The sequence below is a fragment of the Halopelagius fulvigenes genome, from assembly GCF_042662625.1.
Classification (GTDB): domain Archaea; phylum Halobacteriota; class Halobacteria; order Halobacteriales; family Haloferacaceae; genus Halopelagius; species Halopelagius fulvigenes.
Window position 1 is genome coordinate 942,901 of the sequence record NZ_JBHSXH010000015.1, and the last position, 14,228, is coordinate 957,128.

13 protein-coding genes and 1 pseudogene are annotated in these 14,228 nt (G+C 65.0%); 4 read left to right on the plus strand and 10 right to left on the minus strand.

What is annotated here, in order from left to right; all coding sequences use genetic code 11:
• From sufB to ACFQEV_RS14970, 3 genes are all read right to left on the minus strand, one after another.
• Positions 1-1,431 (minus strand): Fe-S cluster assembly protein SufB, encoded by a 1,431-nt coding sequence (gene sufB / locus ACFQEV_RS14960; protein WP_379697637.1) that lies wholly within the window; start codon positions 1,429-1,431, stop codon positions 1-3.
• 31 nt (positions 1,432-1,462) lie between these two features.
• On the minus strand, positions 1,463-2,380 hold the full coding sequence (locus ACFQEV_RS14965; protein ID WP_379697639.1) for an ABC transporter ATP-binding protein: 918 nt from the start codon (positions 2,378-2,380) through the stop codon (positions 1,463-1,465).
• A gap of 194 nt (positions 2,381-2,574) precedes the next feature.
• The gene (locus tag ACFQEV_RS14970) at positions 2,575-5,286 is read right to left on the minus strand and encodes a DNA-directed DNA polymerase (protein ID WP_379697642.1); all 2,712 of its coding nucleotides are present in this window, start codon (positions 5,284-5,286) and stop codon (positions 2,575-2,577) included.
• Between the two features lie 227 nt (positions 5,287-5,513).
• Here ACFQEV_RS14970 and ACFQEV_RS14975 point away from each other — a divergent pair, with 227 nt between their 5' ends.
• Entirely contained in the window at positions 5,514-5,702 is a 189-nt protein-coding gene (locus ACFQEV_RS14975; protein ID WP_379697645.1) for a DUF7331 family protein, read from the plus strand.
• A 217-nt stretch (positions 5,703-5,919) separates the two neighbouring features.
• Positions 5,920-6,438, plus strand: coding sequence for a DUF7346 family protein (locus ACFQEV_RS14980; RefSeq protein ID WP_379697648.1), 519 nt, complete (start codon positions 5,920-5,922; stop codon positions 6,436-6,438).
• Positions 6,439-6,468: 30 nt separating this feature from the next.
• Here the strand turns inward: ACFQEV_RS14980 and rad50 are convergent, their stop codons facing one another.
• From rad50 to ACFQEV_RS15000, 5 genes and pseudogenes are all read right to left on the minus strand, one after another.
• The gene (gene rad50, locus ACFQEV_RS14985; protein WP_379697651.1) at positions 6,469-9,153 is read right to left on the minus strand and encodes a DNA double-strand break repair ATPase Rad50; all 2,685 of its coding nucleotides are present in this window, start codon (positions 9,151-9,153) and stop codon (positions 6,469-6,471) included.
• Positions 9,154-10,632 (minus strand): DNA double-strand break repair protein Mre11, encoded by a 1,479-nt coding sequence (gene mre11 / locus ACFQEV_RS14990; RefSeq protein WP_379697654.1) that lies wholly within the window; start codon positions 10,630-10,632, stop codon positions 9,154-9,156.
• Positions 10,629-10,826 carry a hypothetical protein gene (locus ACFQEV_RS14995; protein ID WP_379697657.1) on the minus strand — a complete coding sequence of 66 codons (198 nt, stop codon included), beginning with the start codon at positions 10,824-10,826 and terminating at the stop codon, positions 10,629-10,631. The genes mre11 and ACFQEV_RS14995 overlap by 4 nt, the downstream gene beginning before the upstream one ends.
• Positions 10,827-10,842: 16 nt before the next feature.
• Positions 10,843-11,064 (minus strand): annotated as a pseudogene (locus ACFQEV_RS19935) (DUF7966 family protein); the annotation flags it as partial.
• Positions 11,065-11,089: 25 nt separating this feature from the next.
• Positions 11,090-11,353, minus strand: coding sequence for a MarR family transcriptional regulator (locus ACFQEV_RS15000; protein ID WP_379697660.1), 264 nt, complete (start codon positions 11,351-11,353; stop codon positions 11,090-11,092).
• Between the two features lie 175 nt (positions 11,354-11,528).
• On the opposite strand from ACFQEV_RS15000, the gene pan1 reads away from it, so the two are divergent.
• Positions 11,529-12,746: a proteasome-activating nucleotidase Pan1 gene (pan1, locus tag ACFQEV_RS15005; protein WP_379697663.1), complete on the plus strand. Its 1,218-nt coding sequence runs from the start codon at positions 11,529-11,531 to the stop codon at positions 12,744-12,746.
• A 47-nt stretch (positions 12,747-12,793) separates the two neighbouring features.
• On the opposite strand, the gene ACFQEV_RS15010 is transcribed toward pan1, so the two are convergent.
• Positions 12,794-12,940, minus strand: coding sequence for a hypothetical protein (locus ACFQEV_RS15010; RefSeq protein ID WP_379697665.1), 147 nt, complete (start codon positions 12,938-12,940; stop codon positions 12,794-12,796).
• 82 nt (positions 12,941-13,022) lie between these two features.
• On the opposite strand from ACFQEV_RS15010, the gene nth reads away from it, so the two are divergent.
• The gene (gene nth, locus ACFQEV_RS15015) at positions 13,023-13,709 is read left to right on the plus strand and encodes an endonuclease III (RefSeq protein WP_379697668.1); all 687 of its coding nucleotides are present in this window, start codon (positions 13,023-13,025) and stop codon (positions 13,707-13,709) included.
• Position 13,710: 1 nt separating this feature from the next.
• On the opposite strand, the gene ACFQEV_RS15020 is transcribed toward nth, so the two are convergent.
• The gene (locus tag ACFQEV_RS15020; RefSeq protein ID WP_379697670.1) at positions 13,711-14,190 is read right to left on the minus strand and encodes a DUF7321 family protein; all 480 of its coding nucleotides are present in this window, start codon (positions 14,188-14,190) and stop codon (positions 13,711-13,713) included.
• Positions 14,191-14,228 lie beyond the last annotated feature (38 nt).

A 14,228-nucleotide genomic window follows, 5' to 3' on the forward strand; every position in this document is an offset into this window, starting at 1 on the left:
TTATCCGAGACTACCCTCCATCTCCAGTTCGACCAAGCGGTTGAGTTCGACCGCGTACTCGATGGGCAGTTCCTCCGTGATGGGCTCGATGAAGCCCGAGACGATCATCTGCTTCGCGTCGTCGTCGTCCAGACCGCGCGACTGGAGGTAGAACACGTCCTCGTCGCCGATCTTGCCGACGGTCGCCTCGTGGGCGACGTCCACCTGACTCTCGTTGATCTCCATGTACGGCATCGTGTCCGAGGTGGACTCGTTGTCGAACATCAGCGCGTCGCACTCCACCGCGGTCGAGGAGTTGCGCGCGCCCTCGGAGATGTGGACGAGGCCGCGGTAGTTCGTGCGGCCGCCGTCCTTCGAGATGGACTTCGACTCGATGGTCGACTTCGTCTCGGGGGCGTTGTGGTACACCTTCGCGCCGGTGTCGATGTTCTGGCCCTCGCCCGCGAAGGCGATGGTGATGTGGTTGTCCGAAGCGCCGCGACCCTTCAGTATCGTCGCGGGGTAGAGCATGGTGGCCTTCGAGCCCATCGAGCCCGAAATCCACTCCATGCGGCCGTTCTTCTCGACGATGGCGCGCTTCGTGTTCAGGTTGTACGTGTTCTTCGACCAGTTCTGCACGGTCGAGTACTGGACGTGAGCGTCCTCGCCGACGAACACTTCGACGCCGCCGGAGTGGAGGTTGAACGCCGAGTACTTCGGGGCGGAACAACCTTCGATGTAGTGGACCTCCGAGCCCTTCTCGGCGACGATGAGGGTGTGCTCGAACTGGCCCATCCCCTCGGAGTTCATGCGGAAGTACGCCTGAACCGGCATGTCGACCGTGGTGTCCTCGGGGACGTAGACGAACGACCCGCCGGACCAGATGGCGCCGTGGAGCGCGGCGAACTTGTTGTCGCTCGGCGGGACGCACTTCGTCATGAAGTACTCCTTGACGATGTCTTCGTGCTCCTGGACCGCTTGGTCCATGTTCATGAAGATGACGCCCTTGTCCTGCCAGCGCTCCTGCATGTTCTGGTAGACGACTTCGGACTCGTACTGAGCGCCGACGCCCGAGAGGGCGTTCTTCTCGGCTTCCGGAATGCCCAGTTTGTCGAACGTGTCCTTGATCTCGTCCGGCAGCTCCGTCCAGTCGTCGACGCTTCCGCGCGTCTCGACGTCCGGTCGGATGTACGGGATGATCTCGTTGACGTCTACTTCCGAGAGGTCAGGCTGGCCGGGCCAGTCCGTCGGCATCGGCATCTCCTGGAAGTGCTTCAGCGCGCGGAGGCGTCGCTGGAGCATCCACTCGGGTTCGTCTTTGTCCTCGGAGATGACCCGGATGGTCTCCTCCGTGAGACCCTTTTCGGCTTGGAAGGAGGAGCTCTGCTCCTTCTTGAACTCGAAACGAGCCTCGGTGTCTGTCTCTTTGAGGTGGTCTTGATCGGAACTCATTTTCTTAGTAGTACCTTGGTGTCTGGCCTTATCAGGCTGTCCCGTACACTTCCTCGCGAACCCAGTCGTACCCCTCGTCTTCGAGTTGCTCTGCGAGGTCAGCGCCGCCGGATTTCGCGATTTCGCCGTCCAGCATGATGTGGACGTGGTCGGGTTCGACGTAGTCGAGGATGCGCTGGTAGTGGGTGATCTGGAGGATGCCCGTCCCCTGCTCGTCGCGGAGGGCGTTGATGCCCTTCGAGACGTCCTGCAGGCGGTCGATGTCGAGACCGGAGTCGATCTCGTCGAGGACCGCGAGCGACGGTTCGAGGATGGCGGCCTGAAGCACCTCGTTCTGCTTCTTCTCACCGCCGGAGAAGCCGGCGTTGAGGTACCGCTGCATGAACTTCTCGTCCATGTCGAGCAGTTCCATCTTCTCTTTCAGGATCTGCTGGAACTCCGCGACGCCGACTTCGCCCTCGTCCGCGGGGCCTTCCATCGGGGACGTCTCGTAGCCCGACTCCTCTTCTTCCTCGTCCGCCTCGGCCTCGTCTTCGTCCTCGAACAGCTCCTCGCGTTCTTCGATCTTCGCGTTGAGGGCCGTCCGCAGGAAGTTCGTCATCGTGACGCCTTCGATTTCTGCGGGGTACTGGAAGCCGAGGAAGATACCGAGCGCCGCGCGCTCGTTCGGTTCCAGTTCGAGGAGACTCCACGTCAGTTTGTCCTCGGGGATGTCGAAGTCCTCGCCGAACTCGTCTTCGCTGAGATGGAGAAGAATCTCGCCCTCGGTCACCTCGTAGGCCGGGTGACCCGCGATGATCTTCGCGGTCGTCGACTTCCCGGACCCGTTGGGGCCCATGAGCGCGTGAATCTCGCCCGACTTGACTTCCAGGTCGACACCACGAAGGATTTGCTCGCCGTCCTCCTCCGCGACGCGCGCGTGGAGGTTCTTGATTTCCAGTGTAGCCATTGTTGTCTCGTTGCCTCGTACTGAAACGTGGGCTAGTGCGACCCATAATGCTTACGGATTCACAGCAGACGCTTTGTCCGAGAGAAAATTAATTTTCTTTTCGGGAAAGGGAACGCGGAGACGGAGACGTTCGTCCGGGTTTCGGTGGACCGAACAGAATGTCCCTCGACGGCGATTTCGGGCGTCGGGCGCGGTTACGTGAAGCTCCCGAGGCCGGTCTGCTGTTGGCCGGACTTCACTTCGTCCCACGACATCCCGAGTGCCTCGATGATGCGCGCGATGGGACCCTTCAGCGTCTTGTCGAGCATCTTGTCCCAGTCCACCTCGAACTCCTCGGGGACCTGGTCTTCGTACTCGAAGCAGATGACGTCGGGGTCGCGTTTGAACTCCTTGTACAGGTCGTCCGACTGCGGGTCGAACCTCCCGTCGGACTCCATCTCTCGGAAGAAGGAGGGGTGGACCTTCCGCAGGTAGAGACGCTTCGGCTTCGACCCGCGGTCGAAGTTCGTCCCGAGGAGCAGATTCGCGTACTGCGCGCCGCGAACCTGCGCCGTCGCGGTGTCGTACGCTTCGAGGCGTTTCCCGATGCCGCCGGGGATTCCCACCTCGTCCAGCGGTAAGTTCCCCTTCTGGAAGTCCTCGATGACGTCGTGGACGTAGTCTTTGATGACGTCGTTGTCCTCGCCGTACACGATCATCTCGATGACCCGCTTTTGGACCTCCTTCGTGATGGGCGCGATGTCCGAGCGCTTGTACTCGAAGCCGGTGATGTCGATGTCGTCTACGTCCTTGCCCTCCTTCCAGACGATGTGGCCGGCGTAGCGCTTCTTCTTGCCCGCTTGGAAGAACCGCCGGTAGAGCTTCTCGAACTCGATCTGGAAGCGGTGCTCCTCCGCGCCGAGTTCCTCGCTGGCGAAGTCGTCGTAGGCGTCGTTGATCCGCTCTTCTATCTCGAAGGACTGCTCTATCGCCTCCTCCTTGGAGACGTCCGGGCCGAGTTCGAGCATCACGGAGTCGGTGTCGCCGTAGGCGACTTCGTGGCCCATCTCGTCGGCCTTCGCGTCGGTGAAGTTGATGACCTCGCGTCCGGTGGCGGTCACCGCCGCGCCCATCTCCTTGTCGTACAGGCGGAAGCGGTCCCACCCGAGGACGCCGTACAGCGAGTTCATGATGACCTTCACCGCGGCCTGTTGGCGGTCGAACTGCTCGTACGCCGAGGAGTCCGGGTCGTGGTCGTTGCGGCGGCGCTTCTTCTCCTCGCGTTCCGCGAGGAGTTCGTCCACCATCTCCCGGATGATGCCGTCGGGTTCCTTCCGGAAGTGCGTCCCGTTCGGCGCGCGGAACGTCTCCCCGTCGTACGCCTCGGGGTCCACCTTCGTCTCCGGCGACGCGTTGATGGTCACCATGCACATCGGGTACAGCGACTTCAGGTCGAGGACGGTGACGTTCTCCTTGACGCCCGTGATGGGGTCGAAGACGGCCCCGCCCTCGTAGTCCTCGGACTCCTGTTGACCCTTCGACGGCAGGGCGAACTCGCCGTGGACCTTGTGCAGGACGTAGATGTCCACGGTGTCGCCCGGCGTCGGCGCGTCTTCGAGTTTACAGCCGACGAACGTCCGCACCTCGTCCCAGAAGGCGACGATGTCCTGTTTGCGGTCTATCTCGACGCAGAGTTCCACGTCGCGGACGTTGTACTCCAACAGCCTTTGGGGGTCCTGTTCCCAGAGGTCGCCGATGCTGCCGGAGTACCGCTCTTTGCCCACGTCGAGTTCGAGTTCGCCCACCGCGTCCAAGCGGTACGACTCCAGTTCGGTGAACTGCGTGCGCTTGTAGGCGTACAGCAGGTCGAAGACGACGCGACCTTTCACGTCCGGGCCGCCCCATCCGCTTCGCCACACCTCGCCGAGGCGGGAGAGTCGGTCCGGATCGAGGTCGTACTCGGAGGTGGGGTCTACGACCTCCATCCGGTCGAGGAAGTACGGCATGTCGAAGTCCTCGAAGTTCCACCCCGTTAGCACGTCGGGGTCCGTCTCCTCGATGTAGGAGACGAACTCGTGGAGCATCTCGTCCTCGCGGTCGTACGCGCGAATCTCCACGTCAGTGTCGGACTGGAGGGGTTCGTAGTCGCCGAGACCCGCCGGGGACTCAACGCCGTCGCCCGCCTCCGGCGCGTTGTACAACCACGCGATGTACTCGTCGCGGTAGGAGTCGTGGGAGGTGAGACAGACGATGGGTTCCTCGCCCTCCTCGGGGAACCCCGAGCGGTCGTCCACCTCGATGTCGAACGTGTTCACCCGCAGGTCGGCGTCGACGTCCGCGGGTTCTATCTCATCGTGCGGGATCTGGATCGTCCCGTCGTCGAGTTCCCGCGCGGGGACGCGGACGCCGCTTCTGATGTCCTTGTCGATGAGGAGGCGGTTCGGGAAGAGGATGTCCGCCTCGAAGTGCTCGAATTCGTCGCGGATCTGCCCCACGTCGCGGGGCGTCCGAGTGCAGATTTTCGTCAGTTCCTCGCCGCGGATGCTCTCGTACCCCTCCTCGGTGCGCGTGATGACGCTCTTGTCGAGTTTGTCGTCGGAGAGCGTCTCCGTGGGCGCGTAGAAGTACGGTTCGAAGCCGAGTACTCGGACGTGCTTGGTCTCGTTCTCCGGCGTGCGGCCGAAGACGTGGACCACGGGGTACTCGGTGCGACCGGACCCTTCGACGGTGTAATCGACCTGCGTGACCGCGAGTTCGACCGTGCCGTCGGCGTCGGGGAACTTGATGTCCTCCGCATCGATGACCTCCGAGACGTGTTGGCCCGTCTCGCCCGCGACCCACGCGGCCTCCTCGTCGGGGCGCGCGTCGCCGTCGTCGGCGACGGTTCCACCCCCGCCGAAGTCGTCCGTGAGCCCTGCCTGTTTCATGCGCGTTCCTTCGACGTAACGGGCTAAAAACCTCGGCTTTTCGCCGGACGCCGCGTCGGAGTCGCCCGAGGAACGCGGCGACGCGCGCCCGGGCGAACGGGGCCAAAGATCCTAATTCTCGGTGCGCCGGGCGAGACGCCGCAAGTCGTCGGAATCTGCGATTCCAACCGGCGAGGGGTCTAGACGCAAAACATATACCGTGCTATGACATACCATGGGCTAGAACGATGGCCGACCACGCAGATTCCGAGCGGACGAATCGGTCGCAGGCCGCCGCATCGCGGCCCAGCGAGACGAACGGACTCGACGCCGTCGAGTCCTACGAGGTGGACGGCGGGGTGGTCTTCTACGACCCCCAAAATCCGCTCGCGTGGGTCGAAACGTCGCAGACGTACGAACTGGAAGACTGTCTGTAGACTCGCGGACGGAGTCGCACTCGCTCTCGGGTTCGCGACTCCGCCGGACTCGTTCTTTCGACGCTTTCGCACTCTCTCCGAGGACTCCCGACGCCACCCGCGCAGGTTCGGACGCGGCCGACGCCGCCGACATGAAGCGGACGGAACGTCGCCTCCAACGAACGAACGACGACTATCAGGCGGAATCTCTTTCCGCGGGTCGCTCCTCCGTTCGACCATGCAGACGGTTCGTGACGACGCCGGGAAGCGCTACCTCCTCGTGAAGCGGTCCGGCGAATCGAGTCGCATTCGGGACCCCGAGACGGGCGAGGAGCGGTACCGCTCGAACGACGAACTCACGTTCGAGGGCGTATCCCCCCTCGTCACCGCCGCCGACGCGGTTCCCGACTCGGTCCGGCGGGTCCTGACCGCGACGCACGACGACCGCTCGCTCGGACTCCTCGTGGAACTCGCCGACCGGGGTCCGCTCTCGGTCGCGGAACTCCTCGACGCCTACGACCTGTGCGAGTCCGACCTCCACGGCCTCCTCGGGGAGTTCCGCGCCGCCGGCCTCCTCACGGAGACGCGCGTCCACGGCGAACGCGGGTACGACGCGACGGAGACGACGCGCGACGCCGTCTCTCGCCTCCGGGCGGCGGCGGACGACCCCGAATCGACCGACGACGACGGCGGGCGGCGGCGGTTCGACGGCGAGACGACCGAGGCAAAGACGACCGAAGCCGAGAGGGAAGAGTAGCGGTTCCGGAGGCGGCGCGACACCCGCCGCTCAGTCGTCGGCGAGTGACGCGGCGGCCGCGAGGTCGGCGGCGTCCTCGTGGCGGACGGACGACCGGTTCGTCGTCGGGTTCTTCTCGACGGTGACGAGTTCGTCGGCGGCCCCGACGAGTTCGTCGTCGTGGCTGACGATGATTATCTGGCGGACGCCCAGTCCGCGCATCTCCGCGACGAGGTCCACGAGGCGCGAGACGTGCCCCGAGTCGAGGAACACCGTCGGTTCGTCGAGGATGAGCGGCGGCATCGGGGCGGCCCCCTCGATACCCTCGGCGAGCAGTCGGTAGATGGCGCATCGCAGCGAGAGGTTGAACAGGGCGCGTTCGCCGCCGGACAGCTGTTCGGGGTCGAGCGCGGTGCCGTCCTTCTGGAACACGGTGAGCTCGTACTCGCCGTCGAGGCGGATTCGAGAGTAGGCGTCGTTACCGTAGACGAGGTCGAACGTCTCGTTCAGCATGCGTTCGAGGCTCTCGACGTTCCGGCGGCGGAGTTCCGCCCGCAGGTCGCCGTACATCGCCTCTAACTCCTCGGTCTCCTCGCGGAGCGATTCGAGCGCGTCGACGCGTTCGGCGAGCTCCGCGCGGTCCTCGCGCAGCGCTTCCAACTGCTTCAGTTCGCCCTTAACGCCGCCGATATCGTTCTGCAGGCCGTCGCGTTCCTCGCGAAGTTCCTCCAGCTTCACCTCGACTTTCTCCAGATACTCCTCGGCGTCGTCCCGTTTCTGCTCGGCTTCCGCCACCTTCTCCTCGTCTACCTTCTCCGCGAGTTCGCGCCGCCGTTCTCGCTTCTCGGCGAGGAACTCCCGGCGTTCGTCGTTCCGGTCGGCGATGTCCTCGCGGCGTTCCCGGAGGCGTTCGACGCGCTCCTCGGCGTCGGAGCGTCGCTCCCGAAGGTCGTCTATCGCGTCGAGTCGCTCCCGTTCGGCGTCGAGTTCCTCCAGGTCGGATTCGAGGTCGGACACCGTCTCTCCGACCTCCGCGGCGGCCTCCGCCTGCGTCTCGGCCGCCTCGCGTTTCTCTTCGGCCTCCGCGTCGAGCTCTTCGGCGCGTTCGCGGTTGGACTCGGCCTCCTCGCGCTTTGACTCCACCTTCTCGCGCGCGTCGGCGATGCGTTCCTCGAACAGGCTCCGGTTACGACGGAGCTCCTCGATGCGGTTTTCCGTCTCCACGAGGCGTTCGGCCGCCTCGAACCGTTCCCGGAGCAACTCCCTGCGCTCGCGGGAGGAGTCGAGTTCCGACTTCAGTTCCTCGATGCGCGCCTCGTACTCCTCGACGGAGTCCACGTGCGGGGAGTCCTCGACCGGTTGGCCGCACTCGGGGCACTTCCCGGCGTCCAGCAGTTCCTCGGCGTCGGCGAGTCGTTCGCGGACCGACTCCAGTTCCGCCTTCGCGTCGGCGACGTCGTCGCGCACCGCGTCGAGTTCCTCCAGAATCGACTCTTTGTGATCCGCCGCCTCGCCGACCGAGGCGGGGGCGTCGTCGAACCGGGCCGTCAGGTCGTCGAGTTCTGACTCCAACTCGTCGAGGTTCGACTCCCGCGTTTCGAGCTCGGCGCTCGCCTCCTCGGCCTCGGCGTCGAGTTCCTCGGCCCGACTTCGCTTCTCCGCGGCGCGCGACTCGAACTCCTCCGCGCGTTCCGCGAGTTTCTCGGCCTGATTCGAGAGCATCGTCTCCCGCTTCCGCGCGTCGGTCAGCTCCTCGCGTATCTCGTCTTCGCGCGCGCGCAAGTCGTCGCGGCGGGATTCGACCGCCTCCTCCTCGACGGACGCCAGTCCCTCGGCCTCGCGTCGTTCTTCCAGCGTCGACTCCAGCGTCTCGATTCGCTCGCCGGCGTCCCGCACGTCCTCGCGCAGGTCCTCGCGGGTTCGCTCGTCGGCCGCGATGGACTCCCGAAGGTCCTCGATGTCCGATTCGAGGGCGTCGAGCTTCTCGCGCCGTTCCTCGTACTCCGAGAGGATTCGGTCGTTCTCCTCGTACGTCTCGCGGGCGCGTTCGCGGTTCCCCTCGAAGCGTTCGATTTCGGACTCGACCTCCGAGAGGTCCGTCTCCAACTCGTTCAGTCGGTCGTGGAGTCCGGCCTCCTCCTTGGCCTCGATCTGGGAGTCGAGTTTCGATAGCGCGCCGCGCTTCTCGCCGAGGACGTCCTCGATGCCGAGGCGCGCCTGCCCGGCGCGTTCGCGGTACTCCTCCAGTTTCCCGAGTTGGAGGAGGTCGTCTATCATGTCCTGCCGTTGGGCCGGCGTCGCGTTGATGAGTTTGTTCACCTCGCCCTGCCGGACGTACGCGCAGTTGACGAACGCCTCCGCGTCCATCCGGAGGAGGGAGGCGACGAACGAACGCACGTCGCGCGCGCCGTCCACCTCGACGCCGGGGCCGTCGAGCGTGCAGGTCGCCGTCTGCACCCGGTCGCCGGACCGGCGCAGGCGGCGTTCGACGTGGTACTCCTCGCCGTCGTGGGTGAACCACAGCTCTATCTCCGTCTCGTCCTCGCCGGTCGTCATCACGTCGCCGAGGTTCTCGTCGAGGGCGTGCGCGCCGTAGAGGGCGAAGAAACACGCCTCCAGAAGGGAGGACTTCCCGCTCCCGTTCAACCCGTGGATGACCGTGACGCCGTCCGAAAGCTGGAGGTCGGTGTCGTCGTACGGCTTGAAGTTCCGGAGTTTGATTCGGTCGAAGCGCATCTAGAAGTCCTCCATCGTGAACTGCCCGTTCGCCTGCGCGTCCCGTTCCGTCTCCGCATCCGGGTTCGGATCCGCGTTCTCGTCCGCCTCCGGGTTCGGATCCGCATTCGTCTCCGCATCCGGGTTCGCGTCCGCGTCACCGTCCGCCGTCGCGTCGGCGTCGGGTTCGGCGTCCGCACCTGCTTCCGCGTCGGCCGCCGCCGCGCGTCCGTTCTCGGCGGCGGCCACCGCCTCGACGGCCGTCTCGTCCGGCGGCGACGGCGTCTCCTCGGCGGAGGCGGCGTCCGCGGTTCCGTCTCCCTCGGTCGAATCTGCCGCGTCCGTCTCCGAATCCTCGCCGGCGTCCGCGTCCGTCTCGGCCGCCTCGGCCGCCTCGAACGCCGACAGGTCCCCCTCGTCCGCGAGGGCGGCGACGCGCGACCGGACCTCCTCGCGGACCTTCGAGTCGGGCGTCTTGCTCGCGCGAATCGTCTCGTCCACGTCGAGGGCGGCCGTCGAGAGGCCGAGGTCGGACACTCGCTCTCGCACCGCGTCGTCGGGATCGGCGAAGGAGACGTCCAGCGACGAGTCGGTCTCCAGTTCGCGGCGGTCGGTCACGCGGGCGATTAGCGCGCCGCGTTCGGCGGCGAACTCCTCTATCGAGGCGGGCGTCACCGGTTCGCCCTCGCCCGTCACCTCGACGACGACGACGGCGTCCGTCAGGTCGTATTGGCGGACCTGTTCGCGGACGCGTTCGACGCCCTCGCCCTCCTTGAGTTCGACCGAGACGAACCGAAACGGCCGGGTGTTGAGCGACTTCCGGCGGATGTCTACCTCGCCGTCGAGGGCGACGATGTTGTACCCGCGTCCGGGTTCCTCGCTGGTGCTCGCCCGTTCCGTCGACCCGCAGTAGGTGACCCACGTGTCCCGCACCTCCTCGACGCCCGGCGCGTGGTTGTCGCCCAGCAAGACGGCGTCGAACGAGACGTTCGACTCCGAGAGGACCGTCTCCGTCTCCCAGTTCGCGTGCGCGAAGGGGGTGAACAGTCCGTGCGCGACGAGGACGGTGTGGGCGGCGTCGTGCGGTTCGAAGTCGTACGTCAGGTCGTCGCGGCGCGACTCCGGCACGTGGTCGAGTCCGTAGAAGGCGGTGTCGCCGACCACTCTGGGTTCGCGCCCGAGTCGTTCCGCGAGTCCGAGGTTCTCGAAGAGGTCCAACCACTGTCCGCCCCGCGTCGATTCGTGGTTGCCGACGATGGCCAAGAACGGTACGTCCGCCTCGTCGAGGCGGCGGAGAGCGGAGAGCGTCCCGAGCAAGTCGCGGAGTTCGGGCCGCCTGTCGTGGAACAGGTCGCCCGCGTGGACGACGGCGTCCACGCCCTCCGAGACGGCGTCTTCGACCACTTGCTCGAAGGCGTCGAGAAAGTCGCGGCGGCGTTCCGGCGAGTGGTACTGCTGGTACCCGATGTGGGTGTCGCCGGTGTGTATCACCCGTGTCATCTGTCCCGAGGTTGGCCAGCGCCCGGTAAAACCGTTCCGCGACCAGAGCGAAACTGGTCGGCGTCCCCACCCTCGGCGTCGGTTTCGGCCGCCGCCCGGAGTCGCCGGAGGACGGCGAGTGCGCGACGGCCGCGTTCGACCGCCGCCTCGTCGCCCGCGGCGCGGGCGTTCCCCAACGGCGCGCGCGAGGGCATCGACGTTCCCCTCGGCGACGAACGCCGCGGCGTCGCGCGCGCACGGCAAGCGCGCTACCGCGTCGTCGATGGTCGCCTCGTACGACGCCCCCCTCCGAGGTGCGGTCCCCTCGGCGAGTTCGCGGAGGGCGTCCCGAACCCCCTCGTTCGGGTCGGATGCGGCCGCGGCGGAGTCGGACGCGACGGCGTCGAAGTCAGATACGTCGGCCGTCGTCTGGCGTGGTGGCGTCTGCGTCACGGGGCGAATGACCCCGTTATCTGACTTAAATGTTCAGCGTGTAGAGACGCTTTCGCGCGTCGGAGAAGGAGAACCGGGAGTCGACGGCGTCGGCGTCCTCCAGTCGGGAGAGGGCGTACCGGACAGTCCGCGGCGGCAGAAGCGTCTCCTCGGCGAGTTGGCTCTGCGTCATGGTGTCGTTGTAGTCGAGGACCTTCGCCACGAGTTTCGCGCTTGGGGGCATCTCCCGTATCGGCTCCCATCGGTCGGAGGTCCCTTCCTCTGCGGCGACTGCCTCGGTGGTGCTCATTCTGCATCTCACTCGGAGATGTAGCCTAATAATATTTGCTGTATAGAAATATTACCTAAGCGAATATTAAACGATTGAACGCTAGCGCGAACGAAATGGCTGAAACGACGTTCGTCCCGGCGAGAGGGTTAGGGCTACCCGAAGCCTCTTATGAACCCGTCCCCTACGGCTGGTGATGACCGATACTGTGGACGACGTCGAACTTCCGTACGATGAGGAGACGACGTCGCAGCAGGAGAAAATTAAGGCTCTCCAAGAGCGCCTCGAAATTCTCGAATCTCAGAACGAAGAGATGCGGGACAAGTTGCTGGACGCCAACGCGGAAAACAACAAGTTCCAGCAGAAACTCGAACGCCTCACGCACGAGAACAAGAAACTCAAGCAGTCGCCGCTGTTCGTCGCCACCGTCCAAGAGATAACGGACGAGGGCGTCATCATCAAGCAACACGGCAACAACCAGGAGGCGGTCACGGAAGTTACCGACGAGATGCGCGACGAACTCGAACCGGACTCGCGCGTCGCGGTCAACAACTCCCTCTCTATCGTCAAGCGTCTGGACAACGAAACCGACGTTCGGGCGCGAGTTATGCAAGTCGAACACAGCCCCGATGTCAGTTACGAGGACATCGGCGGCCTCGAAGAGCAGATGCAGGAAGTCCGCGAGACGGTCGAGATGCCCCTCGAACGCCCCGAGATGTTCGAGCAGGTCGGCATCGACCCGCCGTCCGGCGTTCTCCTCTACGGCCCGCCGGGCACCGGGAAGACGATGCTGGCGAAGGCCGTCGCGAACCAGACCGACGCGTCGTTCATCAAGATGGCCGGGTCGGAGCTCGTGCACAAGTTCATCGGCGAGGGTGCGAAGCTCGTCCGGGACCTCTTCGAGGTGGCCCGCGAGAACGAACCCGCCGTCATCTTCATCGACGAGATAGACGCCATCGCCTCGAAGCGGACGGACTCGAAGACGTCCGGCGACGCCGAGGTTCAGCGCACGATGATGCAGTTGCTCTCTGAGATGGACGGCTTCGACGAACGCGGCGAGATTCGCATCATCGCGGCGACGAACCGCTTCGACATGCTCGACCCCGCGATTCTCCGCCCCGGTCGGTTCGACCGCCTCATCGAGGTGCCCAAGCCGAACGAGGAGGGTCGCTCCATCATCTTCAGAATCCACACGCGCAACATGAACGTCGCCGACGACGTGGACTTCGAGGCCCTCGCCGAGATGGCCTCCGACGCCTCCGGCGCCGACATCAAAGCCGTCTGCACCGAGGCCGGGATGTTCGCCATCCGCGACGACCGCACGGAGATATACATGACCGACTTCGTGGAGGCGTGGGAGAAGATTCAGGCCGAGGCCAACGAGGAAGACGCCGTCTCCCGAGCGTTCGCGTAACCGCACAGCCGACCGACCTTCTCCGTTTTTCGACCGCCGAGCGGCCGCTACAGCGCGCTGAACAACAGGTACGGCACGACGAACAGGGCGAGAAACATCGCGGCGAGGACGAGGAGATAGCCGACGCCCGTCCCCGCGCCCGCGCGCCACGCTTGCGACCCGAACCGCCCCGTCTCTGCGTCGCTCTCTGCCATACGTTCGCCTCCGCGCGCGGTGACGTTAGTTCTTCGCGTCCGAACCCGAACCACTCAACACCGCCCCGTCCCACTGGCGGATATGGGCACGCGCCTCGACTCTCGGGAGGAACAGGTACGCGAGGTACTCGACCGTCTGTACGAGGAGTACCCCGACTCCACCATCTCGCTGAACTTCTCGAACCGACTCGAACTGCTCATCGCGGTGATGCTGTCGGCGCAGTGCACCGACGAACGGGTGAATCAGGCGACCGAGGAACTCTTCGACCGGTACGAGACGGTGGACGACTACGCGGAGGCCGACGTGGACGAACTCTCCGAGATACTCGGCTCCGTCACGTACCACAACAGCAAGGCCGACTACGTCGTCAGTTCGGCGCGGACGATACGAGACGAACACGGCGGCGAGGTGCCCGACACGATGGACGAACTCACCGATCTGAAGGGCGTCGGTCGGAAGACGGCGAACGTCGTCCTCCAACACGGCTACGACGTGGTCGAGGGCATCGTCGTCGACACCCACGTCCAACGCCTCTCGCGCCGACTCGGCATCACCGAGGAGGAGACGCCCAAGAAGATAGAGACGGACCTCATGCCGGTCGTCCCCGAGGAGGACTGGCAACAGCTGACGCACCTGTTCATCAGTCACGGCCGGGCCACCTGCACCGCGCGCAACCCCGACTGCGCCGACTGCGTCCTCGAAGAGATCTGTCCCTCCTCGAAACTCGACCACGACGTGGACCTCGCGAGCGGCGAGACGTGGGACTGAGTCAGACGATGTATCCCGTGACGTACCGGTAGATGCCGAGTACCCACGCGAATATCCAGAAGAGGACGTACCCGAACACGCCGATTCGGAGGCGGCCACGCCACGCGCCCATGTTCTCGTGGAGGTCGTCTAAGTCGACGTCCTGGTCGGGGTTGTCGTACAGGTCCGCCTCGCGTTTGACCTGCAGGATGCGGACGATACCGGTGAGTGCGAACACCAGTAGCGCGTACGCCTGCAGGCCGAGAACCGCGTGCAGGGCGGCGAGTCCCCCGAACTGGTTGAACAACCGCGGAATCATCCACCCGACGACCGGAATCGTGTTGAGGACGAGACCCGGAACGATGAACTTCAGGTGGTAGGTGAGGACGCCCCACGTCACCGTCTCGGCGTCTATCATTATCCACGCGCCGTAGATGTAGAAGGGAAAACTCGCGGTGACCATCAGGGCCGCGCCCGTGGCGATGGCCGTCTCGGATACCATCAGACGGGATTGAACCCCGGCCGTCCTAAAGGGCCCGA